Genomic DNA, 21,169 nt, shown 5'->3' with positions numbered 1-21,169 from the left:
GCCCTGAAAGTCAGGATAAAGCGTTATAAAAATTGAGAGAATCCTCAATTTGCGTTTTGCGAATTTCACTATCGTAGCGCACCTTTCCGATTCCATCCAGAAGGGTACAGAGGATTTTTCCGCTTTGATTTTTTTTATCATTCAAGGCCAGCGCACATATATCGGGGAAAAATCCTTTTGAAATTTCCAGCCGTCCATAAAGTGCGAGGATAAAATCGACAATCTGGTCCCGCTCGGCTTCAGTAATCAGGCCTTCTTCATGCGAAATCCACGATTCCGCTATCATTCCAATGGCAATCGCTTCGCCATGAAGCAAAGGTTGGTCTGTTTCAAGAAAACGACTTTCAACCGCGTGGCCGATGGTGTGACCAAAATTGAGCGCTTTGCGCAAGCCTTTCTCAAAAGGATCTGCTTCTACAATGTCAGACTTGATTTTGATGGAGTGGCGGATGAGAGCGTCTATATTCAGGGAATATACTTCCGTGCTGACCTTCAGGCTGTTCCACCCTTCGCGATCTGCGATCAGGTGGTGTTTGATTACTTCGGCCATGCCGGAAAGCAGTTCTCTGCGGGAAAGCGTGTCGAGAAACTCCGGCCAGATGACCACAGCCTGGGGTTCGCAAAACAAGCCAATATGGTTTTTGTATCCTTGAAAATCCACGCCCAATTTCCCCCCGACACTGGCATCAACCTGTGAAAGGAGTGTAGTCGGAACCTGAATAAATTCTATTCCCCGCTTATAGGTCGAAGCCACAAATCCGCCCATATCTCCGATGACGCCTCCGCCCAGATTCATCACAAGACCTTTTCTGTCGAAAGCAGAATCAGTCAGCGATTCCCAGATTTTCACACAAGTATCCAGGTTCTTAAATTTTTCTCCCGCAGAGATGATACACACTTTATGCACTGGCAGAAATGGCTGAATCAGCGGATAACACAATTTATGGGTATTCTCATCAGCCAGGACAAGTATGCCCGAATATTTGCGCAGAGCCAAAAATTCTTTGAGGCGCAAAAGGGCATCAGAACCAATGTATATAGGGTAATTTATCATTGCTGACGAAGATAAAAGAATTTTTACTAAATTGAGATGTGACTTTTGTGTCTCCAACCCATCTTAAAAATGCAACACACAAATTTTACAGAAATCATTTAAATTATTTACATGTCATTAATCGAACAACTCACAAAACAACTCAGCGGTTCAGCCCTTGAAAGTCTTGCCGGTCAACTTGGCACAGACCCAAACACCACAAGTTCTGCTATTTCCGCAGCCCTTCCTATGATTGTAGGTGCGCTTGCCAAAAATGCTTCTACACAGGAAGGTGCAAGTGCTTTGGACAGCGCCCTTAGCAAAGACCATGACGGGTCGATTCTTGACAACCTTGGCGGATTTCTCTCCTCCACTGACAATGGCGCAGGTGCAGGTATCCTCAAGCATGTATTTGGAAATAATCAGCCACATGTTCAACAGGGTGTAAGTCAACTGAGCGGACTTGATGTTTCCAAAGTAGGTCCTCTGCTCGAAAACCTGGCTCCGATTGTCATGGGTATGCTGGGAAAACAAAAACAGCAGCAGGGACTGGACATGGGAGGTCTTGCAAGTATCCTGATGGGTGCAAGAAATCAGGCACAGCAGTCGGGTTCACCTGCTATGGATATGCTGGGCAGCCTGCTCGACCGCGATGGTGACGGAAGTTTCCTCGACGATGTCGGCGGTTTCCTTGGAAAATTCATGAAATAGTGATAAAGGAAAATAGAAAAAGCCATCTCATAAAGGGATGGCTTTTTTTGTATTATAATCACTTGTAAAGATTCTTTACTTCTTGACGAATCCTTTGTTTTACCATTTCCCATTCTGCATCCTCTAACAAAATGGGATCTTCATCAGTATCTGCATCTTCAAAATAAACCAAACTTTTTGCTACCAAAAAAACTGAACCATCGGGGTATTTTCTTTGATAAAAATCAAGAATCTCGCCTAATGAGTATTTTTTCAGGAGGAAAAATAAGTCAAAAAAATCTCTTTTCTTCCCCCTGCCGGTAATAGCAGCCAATTTCATTGCTGCAATATCAGCTAAGGAATATAAACGTAAACCATCGATTGAAAACGTAGGTTCCAATAAGTCATACCGATAGTTGATGACATCTACCTTTATATCTCTTATGTTTACAATTAGTATATTTTTGCCTTGTGAAAGTAATTGATACCCTCCTAAATCTGAAAAAACCTGAAACAGGTCTTCTGTTACCAATTCCTGCTTTCCAAAAAAGTCCAAATCTACAGAGATTCGATGTCCGATTTGTAATGCAAGTGCTGTTCCCCCTGCCAGTGAATAGTTATTAAATACATCCTGATCCATGAGTAACCTCAATAGTTCCAGTGTTTGGGGGTAAATTGTCCTGAGGTGTAACATTTAAAATCAGTAATAGGAATATCCAGAACGTTACTGGCAAAAAAATGGGCTTTAGGATTCAGATCTCTGATTTGAACTGCCTCCTGCTTTATTCTGTTTCGGCCATAATACTCATTAATGGCTTTCCAATCTTCCTGGGTACCAAAGTTCAATACTTTACCAATTACGTATCGAACACTTTTATCCCAATCGATCTTTTCATAGTCCGTATCCCAAAATATAGCTTTGGTCAATTTCATACCATTAAAATAATATATTCTCGCGAATACTTTATCACTAAAACTCCAAATCCAGTTCTAATTCTTTTCCTTCTCTGAGTAGTATTACGCTGGTTTTCTCGCCCCTTTTGAAAATACTCAGCGCCTGCATATAACTTTGCATATCGCGAATCGGATATTCGCCCAGTTTCAAAACGATATCTCCTGCCTGGATTCCTGCTTTCTGAGCGGGTTTTCCCTCCGAAACACCGTCAATTTTCAGTCCTTCCCCGTCAAAGGTATAGTCGGGCATAATCCCCATCGTAACGGTAAAACGGGGCGCATTCTGGTTATTTTCTTCTTTGGTTTTGGTAAATGGCAATTCTCCTTCACTATCCAGTTTTCCAACCAGAGACTCTATATAGGCGATAATATCAGCCATACCCGAATAATTCACTTTGTCTGCATCATCAGAAGGTTTGTGGTAGTCTTTGTGTGTCCCGGAGAAAAAGTGCAATACGGGAATGTCTTTCAGATAAAAAGAAGTATGATCGGATGGCCCTACGCCTGATTCTGTAGTGGTAATCTTCAGGTCAAAACAGTCCAGCGATTCCAGTGCGGAATTCCACACCGGAGAAGTCCCTACCCCATTAATGATCAGGGCCTTGTTTTCATTCAGCCTGCCGATCATATCCATATTGATCATATAGTTGATCTTGTCCAAAGCGAGCGGACTGTTTTCCACAAAAGCTTTGGATCCCAGTAGCCCTTTTTCCTCGCCGGTAAATGCGATAAAGAGGTAGTTGTTGTTTTTCAGATTTGACTTTGTAAGATAACGGGCAAGCTCAACAACGCCTGCCGTTCCACTGGCATTGTCATCTGCACCATTGTGAATGGCTTTTTCACCTGCATGCAACGACCCCTCTCCGCCAAACCCGAGATGGTCGTAATGTGCGCCAATGACAACCGTTTCTGCCGCGCCATTGTCCCAAAACCCCGCAACATTGGGCACACTGCTGGTTTCTTTTTGAAGATCTGCGGCCAGGTGTTTGACCATAGGTTGTGTTTTCAGCAATGCCTGATGTTCTTCCCCTACAAATACAACCGGAATTCCCACCGGGCGGATATTCTTAAAGTTTTGATCGGGATTGCGGAGATTTTTGTCCGGGTTAAAGACAATCACTCCGGCTGCCCCTTTTTCTTTTGCCAGTTCGGCGCGTGATTGAAGATCGTGGTACTTCGCATATTTCGAATGAGGGTGAACGCCATCTGGAGAAGAAAAATTAATGATGACGATTTTATCCTTTACAGAAGCGACATTGGCATAATCGTCGTAGTTCAGCTCTGGGGCAACAATCCCAAAGCCAACGCTTACTGTTTCACGGTTATCGATATCTGCATTGGAAGAAATATCAAGCGGGAAGAAGTCATTGCCTACATCAAGTACTTTATCTGATAAAGCCAGAATATTATTTTTTCCGCGGATTACCTTCGAAGTTTCAAACTCGACTCTGTAACTTCCGTTGGCAGCGATTCCTTTTAATCCCAGTTTCTTGAATTTTTTTTCCAGAAATTCTGCAGCCATTTTTTCCCCGGAAGAGTTCATTTCCCGGCCTTCCAGTTTGTCATCGGCCAGAAAATAAACATCTTTCTGCATTCGTTTGGCAGCCCTGGGATCTGGTTCTTCACAGTTTTGTGAAAAAGCGGGAAATGCAAACCCCAGTAAAATAAGCGTGAAAATCAATTTATTTTGCATGATAAAGATTCATTAAGTTCAATGAATTAGCTAACCCAAATTTAAACATAAAGGTTTGTTTTGGTCTTCCTCATTTTTTTATAAAACTTTCAGTCATTTTTGAAATACCTTTAGATTCTTATCTTTGTACTATGCAACTTGATGAAGCAAAGGAGAAATTTATTCAGGCATGGGGCGCATTGGGTTCCAACTGGGGTATCAATCGCACGATGGCCCAGGTACATGCGCTTTTACTGATTTCACCGGAATCCCTTTCGGCAGAAGAAATCATGGAGACACTCAATATATCCAGAGGAAATGCCAATATGAACCTCCGGGCGCTGATCGACTGGGGCCTGGTAAGCAAAGAGCATCGCTCCGGGGAAAGGCGCGAGTATTTCTTTGCCGAAAAAGATATATGGCAGGTTGCACAACAGGTGATCATTGAAAGGAGAAAACGGGAACTCAAGCCCGTCATGAAAGTACTGGAAGAGGTAAAAGAGGTGCAGGGCGATAAAGATGACCAAAACGTTAAGGCATTTATCGAATCCGTCGAAAATCTCCACAATATCGTAGGGCAGGCAGATAAGTTTCTTGAAATTGCTATCAAAGCAGACCGGGGTTGGTTTTTTGGTGCTTTGTTGAAAATGTTCCAGCGGCAGGTGAAGAAATAATTTTTTTTCAACAAACTTTCATTTTTTATTGAAAGTACTGAACGCTGCCTGGATTTATTCGTAAACGAAGTACAACCTTTCAACAACCATTAATTCTACTGCAATGATTACCGCAAGAAAAATTCGGCAGAAATTTGCTACTGAAGAATTGACTCCCTCCACAAGATTGATCGCAATGATCTTTGCGTTAATAAATCTCCCGCTTGCTATCCCTGCGCTTATTTATCCGATAGGTTGGGTAATCGGCGCACCGGGGCTTTTCCTGCTATATTATTATTTCAGAATCTGGGCGGATAAAATTTCAAGAAATAATGCACAGGTAGTATGGGTTGGAACTGTCATGTATAATCTGGCGCTGATGATAGGTTTTGGTATTTCGACAGAAATGCGCGCATGGCCAGTCATGTTATTTCAGGCTTTTGCGATTGGCGTCAGTCTCATCGCATATCGCGATCTCAATGAAAGAGAAGACGAAGTGTTTTTGGAGAAAGTAGCTGAAACAGAAAACGATACTGAAAAACTTTTTGAAAATCTCAATACAGAATACATCTGAAATGGCACACTTTCCGTTAATAGAGGTAAGTGATCTTAAACAACCATTTGTTCTGACTCATGAAAATCCCCGCCCTCACCGGATTGATTGAAAAAAGAATCCTGATCAACTATCGGGTTGAACCAGCAGTTTTGAAAAAACTGTTGCCCTCACCCTTCGAGCCTAAATTATTTGGAAACTACGGGATCGCCGGAATATGTTTTTTTCATATCAATCACTTAAAAATTAAGGGTCTCCCTTTTTTACCTGGAATCTCTGCTGAAAATGTCTCTCACCGGATAGCTGTAACCTGGGAGGAAGCGGGTATCCGGAAGGAAGGTTTATATATCCCAAGAAGGGATACATCCTCTCTGATCATACATTCTGCCGGTGGAAAAATTTTTCCCGGAATGCACAAACTTGGCCGTTTCAAAACCCGGGAAGCCAATGGCTATTATGAATTACATCTCACCAACAGAGACCAAACCCGGCTTTCCTTCCTGGCCAAAGAGACTACCGCCTTTTCACATGGGTCTGTTTTTTCTGACCTCCACTCGGCTGCAGACCTTTTTGCTCAAAACAGCCTGGAATATGCTCCCCGTTTTAAAAATATGATATATGACGGGATCGCATTTCGTGCAAACCGGCAAAAAGTCCAGCCTTTACATATCTGCCAGATGCGGTCTGATTTTTTTGAGAATGAGGAAACATTTCCCAAAGGCTCTGTTTTCTTTGATCATGCATTGCTGATGAAGAATATTCGCAGCGAATGGACAGCGCTTCCGGAGTTATTGGCCCCCAAACCCGCAAGATTTCTGGCACCTGCCATTACCCGCCCGTTTACCGACGACAGAGAAGGTACATTAAGAAGCGGGCACTAGACTTTTTTGTGAAGACTTCCCGTGGATTTTTTAACTTGTAGTCATAAAAATCCACTCCATGATTCCTCTTCGACTTTCTATACAAGGCATTTATTCCTACCAGAATAAAGAAGATATTGATTTCCAAAAGCTGACCCAGTCTCAGCTTTTTGGCATTTTTGGCGCCACCGGCAGTGGAAAATCTACCATTCTCGAAGCTATTTCATACGCCCTCTATGGTGAATCAGAGCGACTAAACAAACGGGACAACCGGGGATATAATATGATGAACCTGAAGTCAGACCGAATGTTTATTGACTTCGAATTTGCAGCGGAAGAAGAGAAATTCAGATTTGTCGTAAACGGAAAAAGAAATTCCCGCCAGTTTGACCAGGTCGGAACCCTTACCCGAAGCGCATTTGCCTGGAAAAACAATGACTGGCTGCCCATAGAAGCCGAAACAGCAGAGGAAATCATCGGTCTCAGCTACGACAATTTCAAACGCACCATTATCATTCCCCAGGGGAAATTTCAGGATTTCCTTCAGCTCTCAGAGACAGACCGCACACGGATGCTGCGCGAGATTTTTAAACTCGAAAAATATGAGCTGTACAATAAAGCTGTTTCACTTGAAAAGAAAAACCAAACAGAAATCACAAGGCTGGAAACCCTGATTTTGAGAATGGAAGATGTCACGCCAGAAGCACTGCTTCATGTCGAAACGGAAATCCAACGCCTCGAACAACAACTCCTCGAAAAAGAAACCACTGCCCGGCAGCAGGAAAAAGAAATCACAAGGCTGGAATCGCTTAAACTCCTTTTTGAAAAAATAGGCAGTCAGCGAAAAGTCGTGCAAGATCTGCACGAAAAATCAGTCGGTTTTTACGAAAGAGAACAAAACCTCAAGGAATACGAATCCTGCCTGATTGACTTTAAACCCCTGCTCGATCGCAAAAAAGAAACGGGGGAAAATCTCGACGCAAATACCCGAAATATTCAGGCAAAAAGAGAAGCCGAAACACAGTCAAAACGCGACCTGAAAATTGCAGAAGATACTTTTAAAGAAATCAGCAATGAATACCACCAAAGGGAGACTTTTCTAAAAAAAGCCACTGAACTGGAACTTGTCATCAGACTCAAAACCAGAGAAATAAACATCTCTGCCTTTGACGAACGCATGAATAAAGGAGCCGCCGTCTGCGATCAACTCAAATCCTCAATCAGGAATATGAAAGACGATCTTGCCGCAATCAATGTACAATTGCGAGAAAATCGCGATTCGCGACCGGATCTCAATCTCCTGCTACAGATCAGCGACTGGTTTCAAAAACAGAAAACGATTCATGAAGACATCAAAAAACAAGAAACAATGCTTGCGGAAGCACAATCTGTTTTCGATCAGATACAACAGGCAAAAACAGATGTGTTAAAAACCACATCGCTCAATACCAGTCAGTATGTACTGGAAACTGCGCAAATCATTGATATTCTGAGAAAGGACCATGCCCGTCTCAGGAAAGAACTCCAGGCCAAAGAAACCGCCCGCGAAGGAATCCTCGCCAGACACCAGCTCAAAAACTTTGCCCTAAAGCTGGAAACAGGTAAACCTTGTCCGCTCTGCGGCTCTGTACACCACCCGGATATTGTGGATTCGGGAAATGTGGATTTTGAACTCAACAATATCCGGCAGGAAATATCAGATAACGACAAGGAAATCCAGGCGCTGGACAAGGCTATGATCAGACTCGAAAACGTAGAAGAGCAACTCCTGCGCCAGCGAAAAACTGTAGTAACGCTGACCACCCAATTAAGCCAAAACCAGGCACTCGCCGATAAACACACAGCAGCTTTTGTCTGGGCAGATTATGCTAAAGCCACACCTGATCTCATTCAGGAAAAAATCGCTGAGATATCCCGGATAGATGCGAAAACAGATCAGTTTAATCAGGAACGCGAAGCCCTGGAAACCAGTATCACAAAAGAAGAACTAAATCTGGAAAAATACACCCGTACCCTCGACCAGATCAAAGAACAACGACATGCTGAAGAAGTCAATTTCCAGGCTGAATATCGCAGCTTCCAGCATATCAACTACGATCAGCACAAATCGATAGAAAACCCTCGCCTGGAGCAGCTTGCGCTGGAACAAAAAGAGCGTTTTTCCAAAATTGAAGATCTGTATCAGACCTCTGACCAGCGTATCCAACGCCTGCGGTCAAACCTTGCTATGCTGAAAGGCGAAATATCTGAACTCGAAAAACAGGAAAAAGACCTCACGGAAAAAATTGTCAAAACCAACCAACAAATCAGTGAAAAACTCGCTGCCTCTGCCTATACTTCATTGAAAATTGTGGAAGAAATCCTCAGCCTCAATTTTAATATTGATGCGGAAAAGTCGGCAATCAGTCTCTTCAAACAACAGCTTCATACCGCTAATACTGCACTTGCAGAACTGGAATCGCAGGTAACCGGAAAAACTTTTGACCAGGAAAGCTTCTATCAGCTTCAGCAAACCCTATCCGCTCTCAGGCAGGAGATCAATGACCTCACACTTACTACCGGCGGATTAAAAAAAGAGATGGAGCGGCTGCGACATTCACTGGAGGAAAAAAACAATTTCCAAAAAAAGCTGGAGGAAAAAACACTAAGAGCAGAAGACATCCGCACGCTGAAAAATATGTTCTCTGCCAGCGGATTTGTAAAATATGTTTCCACGATTTTTCTCTACAATCTGTGCCAGGCTGCCAATGACAGATTCATGAAACTCACCCGCGGCTCACTGAGTCTGGAAGCAACCGACAACAATGCATTTCAGGTGCGCGATTTTCTCAACAACGGACAGGTGCGATCTGTCAAAACCCTTTCCGGTGGGCAAACTTTTCAGGCGGCGTTGTCGCTGGCTTTGTCGCTGGCCGATCACGTACAACAGCAGGCAAAGTCAAAACAGAACTTCTTCTTTCTGGATGAAGGATTTGGTTCGCAGGACAAACATTCACTCCAAATTATTTTTGAAACCCTGAAGTCGCTTCGAAAAGAAAACCGGATTGTAGGAGTAATCTCCCATGTAGAAGAACTTCAGCAGGAAATCGGCGCTTATCTGCAAATCACGAATAACCCCGAAACGGGCAGTGCGATCAGAGGAAGCTGGGAATAACCACCGATCATACTGACAGCCAGTCTTTATTCTGTACATATTTCCCATCTTCTGCCTGAGAAAAAAACAGCAGATTGAGGCCATTTGTAATAAGTAAATGAGGCGCCTGAATGACCACATTATATCTCGCGATCTGGTGAAGCGTATCCTGAGTCAAAGGAACCTCCGGCGCCTTTACTTCGCAGAGAATCAACGGCTTCCCTTCTTTGTCAAAAACCACTACATCAAACCGTTTGCGCAGTTCGTTGTATTGGATTTCCTTTTCGAGGCTGATCAAAACCCGGGAAATGCCTTTTACTTCAATCATATAATGCACCAGCAATTGCCGGATATATTCCTCCTTCTGAAGTACAATCCATTTTTTCCGGATGATATCCCATACAAACTCCTGCCCCTCCCGGATTTCAGTTTTCAGATTATATAGAGGAAAAACCAGATTCATTGCGCGCAGAATCATTAATTTTAAGTGATCACAAACCAGAGGGCTTGTGTTATTTCTGTTGAAAGTTACATCCCTCAGTAGTTATCGTCAAAAGTATTGTCATTTTCAGAAAATAATGTTTGTTTCAGACTTATGATTATATACAGCGTTACCATTTCAATTGAGGCAGATATCCGGGCAGAATGGCTTGACTGGATGCAGCAGCACCATATCCCCGCAGTAATGTCCACAGGGTATTTTCTTGAAAACCATATTCAGGAGCTTATAGACCCTGAACCTCAGGAAGGCACCTATACTTTTAATATCCAATATGGATGCGAAAGTATGGAAGACTATGAAACTTATATGCAAAATGAAGCGAAAGTAATGCAGGAACTGCATACAAGCAGGTTTAGTGATAAATTTGTCGCATTCAGAACTTTACTCCGAAGATTTTAATTAACCACTACTTATGATCCAGCTCAGACACGTTTTCATCTGTTTGATCTTCCTTTCCTTTCTGGCTTGTAAAAGTCAAAAATCTACTTCAAAAACTGAAGGAGTGACCATGGAAATAGAAAAAATTGCGGAAGGTAGTTTTTGCGGAGTAGAAACCGCTTCAAACGAACTGATTTCGACAGAGGCGGAATGGGAAGCCCTTTGGAAAAAGGTCACTTCCAATCGCACCCCTGTACCCCCACTTCCTGAGATCAACTTTGATGAAAAACAAATTATCGCCTGTTTTATCGGCACACAAAACTCAGGCGGACATACTGCTATTATTCAGGAAGTTACGGAGGAGGATGGAAAGTACAACGTAAAGGTTGTACATACCAAACCCGGCGCAGACTGTTTTGTAACGGATGTACTCACACAACCCTATTTCATCGCAGCTGTGAATAAGGGGAAATCAAAGGAAGCCTCCTTTTCATTGGAAACTGTGGCAAAGCCATGTAAATGATAAGTTTTTGCAAATATTCCGTGTGGACATGCCTGTGGATTTTTTTCCTGCATGGTGGAATAGTTGCCGGTCAGGACTTTGACCATTACCAGCGGTTGTTTCCCTCGGGAGAAATCCCGCAGGACTTTCTCCTTTCACCTTCCGAGAAGTACCAAAAAGCGCTTGATCAACTGGAAGCAGAAAGCAGAGAAGAGCGAAGGGCAAAAGGAGCTTTCTATCAGGAAAGTTTTTATTACATGAATCAGCTTCTCCTCAGCGGGAAGGTTTTGTTTAATGACTCTGTCAGTAACTATGTAAAGCAAGTAGGGGATATCCTCTTAAAAGACAACCCTGACCTGAGAGCTCAGTTACGCTTTTATGTGGTAAAATCGCCTTCTGTCAATGCCTTTGCAACCAACAACGGATTGATTCTGATCAATATGGGTTTGCTGGCAAAACTTGAAAATGAAGCTCAGCTCGCCTTTGTATTGTGCCATGAAATCAGTCACTATATCAAAAAACATCCGCTGGATATTTTTCTTCAGGCCAAGTCAATCGAACAGGAGGCAAAAGGTGCCTTTCGCCGCGACAGCCTGGAAGATATCATGCTCGCAAAAAGTAATTATTCGAAGGAAAAAGAACTGGAAGCGGATATCATGGGCCTGGATCTTTACCTCCGCTCCGGCTATGACCTCACCGCTGTAGAAACGGCGTTTGAAGTGTTAAAATACGCGCATTTACCTTTTGCCAGTCAGGTATTTACCCCTGCATTCTTCGAAACAGCACATTTGCATTTTCCGAAGATCTGTTTCCTTGATTCGATTTCTGCCTCGGAAAACAATATATCGGTTTTAAGAGAGGCTAATTTGAACCACCCTTCTCCCGATAAAAGAAAAGAGGTAGTTTTAGAGAAGGTCGCTGGTATGGATAATGATGGGAAAAAATTATGGTTCCTGGGAGAAAAAAGATTTTTAAATATCCAGAAAATCTGCCGCTATGAGTCTGTATTTCTTTTCCTGAATTATAAAAATTATGAATCCGCTATTTACCATGCGGTTTTTTTACTCCAGGATCAGCCCAACAGTTTTTTCCTGAAAAAAATTATCGCCCAATCTCTATACGCGCTCTCCAAATACAATAATGAAGGCCGCCTGCCTGAGGTTCACAAAGATTTTGAATTTGAAGTGGGAGACATCCAGCGGCTTCACTATTTCGTGGAAATGCTGAAACCACTAGAAATGAATATGCTCGCGATTACCTACAACTGGAATCTCTTGCAGGAGAATTCTGAAGATATTGAACTTCAACTGATGGCTGATGACTTGATGCGGGAATTGGGAAAACATCACATTGACAGCACAGATTTTTTTATACTGACTCCTCCGGAGGAAGCCGACAGCGTCTATTTTATTCGGCTGGCATCTCTCGATCTGGCGAACCCTCATGTATTTTTTCAGCGAGTTGAGGCAAATATCAGAGAAGGAGTAGATGGAAGAACCCGAACTAAAGCACTCCACAAAGACGAAAAAAACATACAGATCAGAAATAAAAACAGAGCGCCGGGAAAAAAATCCACTGCTATGCCTTTTGAGAAAGTAGTATTTGTAGATCCTTTTTATCAGCGCATAGATGAACGCAGAGAAAGCAATATAAAATTTATACAGTCGGAGACCGCAGAACAGACCTATATTCTTTTGTTAAAGGAATATGCGGAAAAATCAGATCTGCCCTATGAAATGCTGAGTACACGCCAACTTACCCAGGAGGCGATTGTAGAATTTCGGGATATCACGATGCTCAACGAATGGGTAAACGAACAGGTCCTTCACGACCAGTTGCAGATGGTAAGTATTTACCATAACCAGGTGCATACCCTTGCAGAAAAATACGGTACCCGGCATTTCATCTGGACAGGGGTTTTGGCATTTGCTTATACACGTACAGGAAAAGGGCTGGTACTTGCCGCAGGAATACTTTTCCCCCCCATTCTACCCTACTCCATTTATATTGCGCTTACCCCTGATTATGAAACCAATATTTATACGATGGTGTATGATGTAGAATCCGGAGATTATCAGGTACTTTATCCCAAGAAGGTTAAAATGAAGGATAATCCTGATTTGCTGCATTCCGTGACATACAATCTTATTCATCAACTAAAAAATCCGTGAATTCACCTGCAAACGAATCCCATACATATAGCAACCGGAAAGTAGCCGTATTGCTGACTTCTGTGTTTATCATTGCTATATGCGGCATTTTATACGAGCTTTTGATCAGCAGTATTTCCAGTTATTTTCAGGGAAGCAGTATTCTTCATTTTTCCATTGTCATAGGGCTTTTTCTTTCTTTCATGGGAGTAGGATCTTATATGACACGGTTTTTGAATTCAAACCTGCTCAGTTGGTTTATTATATTTGAGATTCTGCTCAGTGTCGTAGGGGGTTTTTCTACGTTCATCCTCTATTTTGCATTTTCCATTACTCCTTATTTCTATGGGGTGGCCTTTGTTCTTATAGCTTTTCTTGGGACAATGATCGGACTGGAAATACCAATTCTTACCCGTATTGTGCGCCAATACGAGAGTCTTCAAGACGCAATGGCCAAGGTGCTTTCCTTTGATTATCTCGGAGCGCTCATTGCATCCGTCATTTTTCCGCTGGTACTACTTCCCAGCCTGGGTCTGATGCGAACCGCTTTCGCTATTGGCATGTTGAATCTTGTCGTTGCGATATTAAACATCTGGCTTTTTCGAAGCGAACTTCAGGGTTACATGCAAAAACTCATATTGTGTGGCGGGCTGATGCTTATGCTTACCGGCGGATTTGTATGGTCTTTCCGGATCACAAGTTTTTTTGAGCGGTTTCTTTATCAGGACGAGATCATGTTGTCCCGGCAATCTGCCTATCAGCAGATTGTGGTTACAAAATGGAATCAGGATATCCGGTTGTTTATAGATGGAAACCTGCAATTTTCTTCCCGCGACGAATATCGGTATCACGAACCGTTGGTGCATATTCCAATGATGCTCACTATGTCCAGAGAGCGAATCCTCGTTTTGGGAGGAGGAGACGGTCTGGCTACCAGAGAATTATTAAAATATCCTGATGTAAAAGAAATTGATCTGGTAGATCTGGACCCTGAAATAACACATCTAGGCACCCATCATCCGGTATTTATTCGCCTGAATGATAGCTCACTCAATCGCCCAAATGTTCATATTTTTAATCAGGATGCGTATAAATTTGTAGAGGAAAGCTCTGATTTTTATGACGTTATCATTATCGACCTTCCTGATCCCAACAATACCAGTCTGGGAAAACTTTATAGCAAAGAGTTTTACTTTTTGCTTCAAAAACGAATGTCTGCCGGAGGAGTTGTCGTAACACAGTCCACCTCGCCATATTTTGCCCCTCAGGCTTTCTGGTGTATTCACCGCACATTGGAAGAAGTATTTCCGGTTACGATCCCTTACCAGGTATATGTCCCTTCTTTTGGCCAATGGGGCTTTAATATCGCCATTCAGGAGCCGGGAAAAATCAAAAATGGCGAAGAATCACTATCCACCCAGGTCATCAGCAACGTTGGGAAATATATGCAGGGAAATAGCCAGGAAATGAATTTGAAATTTTTAAACGAAGAGACCCTGGCAGGTTTGTTTTTATTTGATGTGGACACCCATGAAGTTGATGTCGAGGTAAACAGGCTAGACAATCAGGCGCTCATCCGGTACTATGAAAAAAGTTGGGATGACTGGCGATAGGATTAAAAACAAATAATATTTGGCATCTCGGCCATTTTTTCAGAGATTAAGGATTATTACGCTGAAATTTACCTGTTTCGTATTAAACGATTGTCGCCCTTGCTCAGTTGTAAACCTGCCAAACCTGTCAGGTATTCCCTCTGAACCCTATTACGTAGAAGATCAACTTGTGTGGCCCAAATGTCTGTAATGCCGGAAAGCATGGATTTACGCGCTATTTATTCCATCATGTTAAGGGATAAGTTCCGTGATGAGGAGATCGATAAACTCGCCCAGGAAGCGGAAGAGCAAATTCGTTTTTCTATTCGATTTTTAGTTGAAGATCTGGAGAAGATGGGATTCTCTCCCACGTATGCAAAACTTACTGCAGCTCAGATCGCACCTAAGCCTATCTTATATTCACTCATTATCAGAAACAGAATCCTTGAGGATCCTGTGTTAATGCCTGATTTTCCCAGCAACATCACGGGCATCCGGCAAAAGTTGGCTTACAGAAAACTTCAATACCAGCTACTTGCGCCGGAGTTTACTGCGTTTCTGTTTGACCAGATTATCGATGAGTACAATTCGCATAATGAGGAAACAGCCGTCAAGCAGCTGATTGACCTTGCAAGAGCACAACTGATCGATCATCCGGATATCTATCTTAAGAAGATTCATAAGATGTTGCATCTGGTATTGGAAAGCCGGATCGTTTCTGATAAAATGGTGGAAGAAAATGGACTACAGGCCCTTCGTCTGCTTATTCCTTTAATTGAACTTCATAAAAAAGCAAAGTCTTCGGAACAGGAGATCAGCGACCTGCTTTACACGGTAGCAGATGTGCTCACCAATGAGCAAATAGCAAGTAATGCTTTTAATAAAGGCGTTTTTGAGTCTGTTCAATATCCACGTCCGGTTGATTATATAGACTCCATATGCGAAACTTCCTATTCAGGTAAAGATTCGCCTTTGCATGCGGTTGCCAGAGGTATTCTCCGTAATCAAGGCTTACTGATGGTAGCCGTCAGTCAATATATGATCATTAGATCTCCGATTTATTATGACCGGGTTTCTGAAACTTTTGGTCTTCTCCGAAAACCAGGCAATACAACCCCTCGGGAAATACTGCTCAATAATCCTCAAATGATTCGCCTCATTCGCTTTTTTGAGCTGGTTGTCAGATCAGGGGATGATATAGGAGATATTGAAATTGACCGAAAAGCAAAAGCCCCCAACGGAATTTTGCTGGGAGATTCGGGATTACAAATGTTATTGGAAGCTTCAGGTATTGCTAATGAAGCAGCCATTTGCGAAGAGTTTATACAATTGTTTGGTCAGGCTGCCAATGGATTAGAAACAAAAGAAACACTCCTGGGAAAATTAAAACAAATGAAAGCCAATGGTATTCAGCGTATTGGTGTTAAAACCGATTTTAGCGCCATAGATGATAGCCATCTCTTTGCAAAAATTCTGAAAGAAGTCGCTTATGGAGCGATTTTTAATACGATCTACAATGATGTAGATGCAGAAAATATGGGCAATAATCTGATCAACTCCCCTATTTATCGGTAAACTATGGAATCATCCTCTATTTCCAGAAGTCAGATAAAACAAAAACCAAAAATCAATGGCCCATCGGGTTTGCCTTTTATCGGTATTCTTCCCGGGTTGATAAAAAATCCATTTAAGTTTCTCGTTGAAGTAGGTCAAAAGTACCAGGGTATTGTGCGTTTGCCGATTTTAGGCATTCAACTATATCTCGTCACAGCTGCGGAAGATGTACGGCAAATCCTGGCAACCAATCAACGAAACTATTGGAAAGGCCCGATGCTCGGAAGAGCAAAGTTTTTATTGGGAAATGGACTGGCGACAAATGAGGGGCATTCATGGCGTAACCAGCGAAGACTCATGCAACCTGCATTTTCGCATCAAAAAATTGCTTCCCTCGCCGAAGACGTTACCGCCCGTATCAATATGATGCTCAGTGCCTGGTCAACCCTTGAATTGGAAAAAAAATCTTTTATGATCGATAAGGAAATGCTCAGACTGACTATGGATATTTCTGCCCATAGCATGTTTGGAGAAAGTATCGGATCATCAGAAGGAAGAGAATTGGGCATGGCAGTGCAAAAACTTCAACAGCATCTCAACTACCGGGTATTCACATTCTTTCTTCCCGAATCATTTCCGCTTCCAGGAGCCAGAGCAGCAGGAAAAATTCTCAAACAACTGGATAATATGGCATATCGGCTGATTGAGGAGCGCCGGGCAAATCCCACCCAAAAAAATGACCTGCTAAACCTGCTCCTCGCAATCCGGGATGAAGAAACTCATGAGGGCATGAGTGACCTTCAACTTCGCGACGAAATTGTTACTCTCTTTGTTGCCGGATACGATACCACCAGCATGGGACTTGCCTGGACATGGCATCTTCTGGCTCAACATCCGGAAATAGAGGCAGCTTTTCATAAAGAAATTGACACCGTCCTCAATGGCAGAACACCTACATTTGAAGACTACCCCAAACTGGATCTTACCCGAAGAATATTTCAGGAATCGCTTCGGTTTTATCCACCAGTATGGATATTTTTCCGCACAAATTTTGAATCTGATACCTTCGGGGATGCTGTGATTCCCGAAAACTCGCCCATACTGCTCTGTCCATATGTAACACACCGAAATCCCGAATATTGGGATACTCCCGATCAATTTAACCCTGATCATTTCCTGCCTGAAAAAGTAAACAACCGACCCAAATTTGCCTATTTCCCTTTTGGTGGTGGGGGCAGGCAATGTATAGGAGAAGGATTTGCCTATATGAAAGCGGTTTTCTCTCTGGCAATGATCGGACAAAAGTACCGGCTGAAATCTGTACCCACACATAAGGTGCAACCCTACTCTGCACCAGGACTGCAACCCAAATATGGAATCAAAATGACCCTCGAAGCGAGAAATCCGCTTTAGTTTATGATCTGAATGGTACGCACAAAAACACCGGAAACTGTCCTTACGCTTACCATATATACCCCCGCACTTAAGCCTGGGTTAAGGGTAAATGTTTTTTCCTGTACCTGACGATACCTGTTCCTGAAAACCTGCATCCCCAGAGTGTTAAGTATTTCTATATCAAGATCTTCGGCCTTATCGAGTTTTACCTCTAGTTGAAACTCTCCGGTTGAAGGGTTTGGGTAAACACTGATTTCACCGGCTGCCTCCGGATTGGCAATCGCTGTTCCCGGATCACACTGAATCCCTTCAAAGGTTTGACCGATAATATACCCAATGGTAAACTGCTCATAAATATCTGAGCCAAAATCAGGGTTATATGTTTTTAAAACAGAGCCGGTAGCGTTATGCCATCTTACATATCCGATACCATCGTTGTTGGCCCACCAGGAAATGCCGTCATTTCCATCAAAATCATCAAAGTAATTATCATCGCGAAAATGAAACACATAACAACCATTGCTAAGATTCAATGTGTCGCGGTAAACAGTATAATTGGTGAGATTCGTCCGCTGAAACACTGTATTTCCATCCACATCTTTCACTGAATAAGAATTTTCCCTGGCTGCACCATTTGTCCTGACTTCCAGATACATACCATTGACCAGCTGTGGGGTTACTTCAAACGGGACTTCCATATAGTCATTTTCAGGATTCTCGTCTGTACCATTGTTGGGGTCGCTAAGTGCTACAAAAAATACCGGATCGGACTGATTCAGGCCTGTCCAGTTGAAAAGAGGAAGCTCCACTTCTTCACTTTCAAGAAATTCAAGATTGCCTTCCCAACGGAAGTAACAGGGCATAAACCCATTTTTTACCCCGTAGGTAATCAGCAGTTTGGTAAGAGGTGTTGAGCCATTATTGCGAATAATTATTCGGGGATTACCACAAACCGGATTTCTCCGGCTAAATCTTTTGTCGCTGTTGGGAGAAAGTATTTCTTCGACCGATGCCTCAAGACTGAAATTAGGCTGGTCGTAAGTGACCAATTGTGCACGAAGCACATAATTTCCGCCTGCCACAAATGGAGCGGGGTTTTCTATTCCATAGTCTATGACAACCGTATCTCCCGGATTTACCAACGGGGTAAGTTCGTGATCATAATAGGGCACGATTGCGCCCGGACACCATCCGGCGCGGTCATATACCCAGGTTCCTCCCTGTGGATACACAAAGTTGTCGCCACATTCTTTCCAAAGATTCCACTGAAACTGCGTAACACCATTGATATCCAGACGATGGTCGCGCGGACAAAACTCAGCACAATTGTCTGTATTCGTACCGCCAAAACCATGTCCGCTGGTAAGTGTCTTAATCCGCCACATAGAAGCCGCCGGATCGAGATATTTCGATATCGCTTTGCCCTGGGTATCATTAAACAAGGATGCGTAGGAAAAACTCCCATCCCAGAGATTCTCGATTTTCCTCACAGTCCGCGGCGGTGTGCCCTTAATCATCACAAACTGAAGATCAAGCAATTCCTGATTGTTTCCCGCTTCGAGATACACCCAGTCATGAAAAAGTGGCGCATAATCCGTTACATCAAAAACCCACCGCGTTCCTCCCGGACCCAGATCGAGATTAATGCCATAAGGCGTAATGTATCGGCCGATCTCATAGCGCACGATATTGCTGAAATACCGGTGATCGTTTCTGTAAAGCGTATTTTCGGAAGACACAAAAACAGAGTCCACAATATTGCCGGAGAGGTCATACACAAATGTATATTTCCCTGCTTCCCAGATCAGAATGGTGTCGGTAGGAATGGATGGGTGATTGGGAGAATTATCAGGGATGATATACGGTCCGGATGGATTTCCATAGAGAATTATCTGAACCGGAGCATTTTGAAAAGAGTCAACCGAGACAACGGTATTGATAGTGGTAGAAAAAACGCCCTGTTCAAAAATAATATTGGGCCTGACCGATGTAGCTGAAATATTTCTTGAATAATTTTCTGCGGCGGCCCGCTGCCAGCCGGGAACGCCCTGAAGTGTTCCGTGATAGCCATTTCCCGATTCGTCATTTGCCACTAATCCTGTTCCTTCATTAAAAGGGTAATAGCCAACCAGGTTTCCATAATTGGGGTGCGAAGGGTCTATGGTGCGGTTCATCCAATTGGCAATAGTCGAAGCAGGAAGTGCTTTATCCCAGACCCTCACCTCGTCTATTTTTCCATTAAATCGTGTTCCAGACCATTCGCCAATGCGAAATGCGCTGATACCGGTATTGATAGAAACTGTTTTTTGCTGAATAAACTGCCCGTCATAGTACACCTTGGCGACAGAACCGTCAAAAGTTACGCAGTAGTGATGCCAGTTGTTGAGACTTCCGGGAAGGGTTACATCAAAATCAGGTGTGCCCCACATCTGAAAACGCCAAAGATTTGTCGTACCCATGGTACGAAAAGAAAAATCTGCGCCCGTAGTTCCTGTAGGACCAGCCTGGAAAAGACCCCCGCCGTTGAAACTTTCTGTATAGGCCCATGCTTCGATGGTACGGGGGGCGCCTCCTGTTATCTGAGGTCCGGTTCCCATGTTTACAACATCAGATGCGCCATCAAAGTCGAGAAAATAATCATTTCCGGAAGCCACTACCCCTGCGGGAAAACCCACATTTTCAGACAATACAGAAGCAGAAGTACCTGCCTGCAGATTTTCATAAGCAAAATCCACTGCGATATTTGATGTACCATCCCAGTTGAAAGGTTGAGCAAAATTGAGATCCATCCAGCCATTACTTCCCGGAGAGGTATTGAGGTGGTAAACCTCTGTAAAACCAGTTTCTTCGTAGTTATCAGCTGAAAGAGAATCGAGGAGAGAATGTTTTAGCCGGATGGTGAGATTGCGGGCTTCACTTCCAATGGAAGAGATATTGAGTTTTATTCCCGTAATATTCCCGGCAGAAAGCCCCGCACCGGAAAGTTCGGCGGCCGTCCAGAGAAACTGTGCCCGTCCAACGACATCATGGGTTGAAAAAGGAAATGCAGCGGGTGTGTTACCAGCACCAACTATTGAGTTGCTGAAGGAAATAGTATCTGTGTAAACAACCGACTGCTGTAAATCCTGGTACCAGGAATACGAAGGCTGAGTAGTATAGCTGAGTGAATCTGGCGTACCACCGGAAAAAAGCCGGAAATTGGCATTAGATTTTGCGGTAGAATCCATTACGCCACTCGAATCTACTACAAAAGTATAAGTGAGATAATCCCATTCCCCACAGTGATAATTGTCCTGACTGGTTTTTGGATCACATTTGAGCGTATAATACATCAGGATTTTTTGATACTCCTGGGGAGCAGGAAACTGGAAAGAGCCCCGGTAAGGCGCAGAAAATCCGATAGGACTCGGATCGTCAAAAGTAAATGTTTGAACAAAAACTGTATCAGAAGAAGATTGAGAGAAAGCGGATAACACCGAAAATATCAGCATTAGCCCGGTTATGGGTAAACGAAAGGTAGTCATTGGTTAGGGTTTGGTCGTTTATTT

17 protein-coding genes are annotated in these 21,169 nt (G+C 43.2%); 11 read left to right on the top strand and 6 right to left on the bottom strand.

Going from position 1 to position 21,169, the window contains the following annotated elements; genetic code table 11:
• Positions 1-10: 10 nt before the first annotated feature.
• Entirely contained in the window at positions 11-1,054 is a 1,044-nt protein-coding gene (gene aroB / locus R3D00_01130; GenBank protein MEZ4771751.1) for a 3-dehydroquinate synthase, read from the bottom strand.
• Positions 1,055-1,165: 111 nt separating this feature from the next.
• Here aroB and R3D00_01125 point away from each other — a divergent pair, with 111 nt between their 5' ends.
• The gene (locus tag R3D00_01125) at positions 1,166-1,744 is read left to right on the top strand and encodes a DUF937 domain-containing protein (protein MEZ4771750.1); all 579 of its coding nucleotides are present in this window, start codon (positions 1,166-1,168) and stop codon (positions 1,742-1,744) included.
• Between the two features lie 58 nt (positions 1,745-1,802).
• Here the strand turns inward: R3D00_01125 and R3D00_01120 are convergent, their stop codons facing one another.
• From R3D00_01120 to R3D00_01110, 3 genes are read right to left on the bottom strand one after another with little or no spacing between them, the layout of a single operon-like run.
• Entirely contained in the window at positions 1,803-2,363 is a 561-nt protein-coding gene (locus R3D00_01120; GenBank protein ID MEZ4771749.1) for a nucleotidyl transferase AbiEii/AbiGii toxin family protein, read from the bottom strand.
• A gap of 8 nt (positions 2,364-2,371) precedes the next feature.
• Entirely contained in the window at positions 2,372-2,656 is a 285-nt protein-coding gene (locus tag R3D00_01115) for a hypothetical protein (GenBank protein MEZ4771748.1), read from the bottom strand.
• Positions 2,657-2,693: 37 nt separating this feature from the next.
• On the bottom strand, positions 2,694-4,370 hold the full coding sequence (locus R3D00_01110) for a M28 family peptidase (GenBank protein ID MEZ4771747.1): 1,677 nt from the start codon (positions 4,368-4,370) through the stop codon (positions 2,694-2,696).
• Positions 4,371-4,501: 131 nt separating this feature from the next.
• Here R3D00_01110 and R3D00_01105 point away from each other — a divergent pair, with 131 nt between their 5' ends.
• The 4 genes from R3D00_01105 (at position 4,502) to R3D00_01090 (ending at position 9,569) form a co-directional block, all read left to right on the top strand.
• The gene (locus R3D00_01105) at positions 4,502-5,023 is read left to right on the top strand and encodes a helix-turn-helix domain-containing protein (protein MEZ4771746.1); all 522 of its coding nucleotides are present in this window, start codon (positions 4,502-4,504) and stop codon (positions 5,021-5,023) included.
• Between the two features lie 103 nt (positions 5,024-5,126).
• Positions 5,127-5,576, top strand: a complete 450-nt coding sequence (locus R3D00_01100) for a hypothetical protein (protein ID MEZ4771745.1) — start codon at positions 5,127-5,129, stop codon at positions 5,574-5,576.
• 59 nt (positions 5,577-5,635) lie between these two features.
• Entirely contained in the window at positions 5,636-6,436 is an 801-nt protein-coding gene (locus R3D00_01095; protein MEZ4771744.1) for a DUF2071 domain-containing protein, read from the top strand.
• A 58-nt stretch (positions 6,437-6,494) separates the two neighbouring features.
• Complete coding sequence (locus R3D00_01090) at positions 6,495-9,569, top strand: SMC family ATPase (protein MEZ4771743.1); 3,075 nt, start codon at positions 6,495-6,497, stop codon at positions 9,567-9,569.
• Between the two features lie 7 nt (positions 9,570-9,576).
• Here R3D00_01090 and R3D00_01085 read toward each other — a convergent pair whose 3' ends face one another.
• Positions 9,577-10,026: a type I restriction enzyme HsdR N-terminal domain-containing protein gene (locus R3D00_01085; GenBank protein MEZ4771742.1), complete on the bottom strand. Its 450-nt coding sequence runs from the start codon at positions 10,024-10,026 to the stop codon at positions 9,577-9,579.
• Positions 10,027-10,143: 117 nt separating this feature from the next.
• On the opposite strand from R3D00_01085, the gene R3D00_01080 reads away from it, so the two are divergent.
• The 6 genes from R3D00_01080 (at position 10,144) to R3D00_01055 (ending at position 17,639) form a co-directional block, all read left to right on the top strand.
• Complete coding sequence (locus tag R3D00_01080; GenBank protein ID MEZ4771741.1) at positions 10,144-10,449, top strand: DUF4286 family protein; 306 nt, start codon at positions 10,144-10,146, stop codon at positions 10,447-10,449.
• A gap of 109 nt (positions 10,450-10,558) precedes the next feature.
• Entirely contained in the window at positions 10,559-10,951 is a 393-nt protein-coding gene (locus R3D00_01075) for a protease complex subunit PrcB family protein (protein MEZ4771740.1), read from the top strand.
• Complete coding sequence (locus R3D00_01070) at positions 10,948-13,101, top strand: M48 family metallopeptidase (GenBank protein MEZ4771739.1); 2,154 nt, start codon at positions 10,948-10,950, stop codon at positions 13,099-13,101. The genes R3D00_01075 and R3D00_01070 overlap by 4 nt, the downstream gene beginning before the upstream one ends.
• On the top strand, positions 13,098-14,693 hold the full coding sequence (locus tag R3D00_01065; protein MEZ4771738.1) for a polyamine aminopropyltransferase: 1,596 nt from the start codon (positions 13,098-13,100) through the stop codon (positions 14,691-14,693). Before R3D00_01070 ends, R3D00_01065 begins: the two co-directional genes overlap by 4 nt.
• Positions 14,694-14,894: 201 nt before the next feature.
• Complete coding sequence (locus R3D00_01060; protein MEZ4771737.1) at positions 14,895-16,247, top strand: hypothetical protein; 1,353 nt, start codon at positions 14,895-14,897, stop codon at positions 16,245-16,247.
• 3 nt (positions 16,248-16,250) lie between these two features.
• Complete coding sequence (locus tag R3D00_01055) at positions 16,251-17,639, top strand: cytochrome P450 (GenBank protein MEZ4771736.1); 1,389 nt, start codon at positions 16,251-16,253, stop codon at positions 17,637-17,639.
• Here the strand turns inward: R3D00_01055 and R3D00_01050 are convergent.
• Positions 17,636-21,145, bottom strand: coding sequence for a LamG-like jellyroll fold domain-containing protein (locus tag R3D00_01050; GenBank protein ID MEZ4771735.1), 3,510 nt, complete (start codon positions 21,143-21,145; stop codon positions 17,636-17,638). The two genes, R3D00_01055 and R3D00_01050, sit on opposite strands and share 4 nt — an antisense overlap.
• Positions 21,146-21,169 lie beyond the last annotated feature (24 nt).

The sequence above is a fragment of the Bacteroidia bacterium genome, from assembly GCA_041391665.1.
Taxonomy (GTDB): Bacteria; Bacteroidota; Bacteroidia; order J057; family J057; genus JAGQVA01.
The sequence above is the reverse complement of the archived record's forward strand: the minus strand, read 5'-3'. Positions and strand labels throughout refer to the sequence as shown.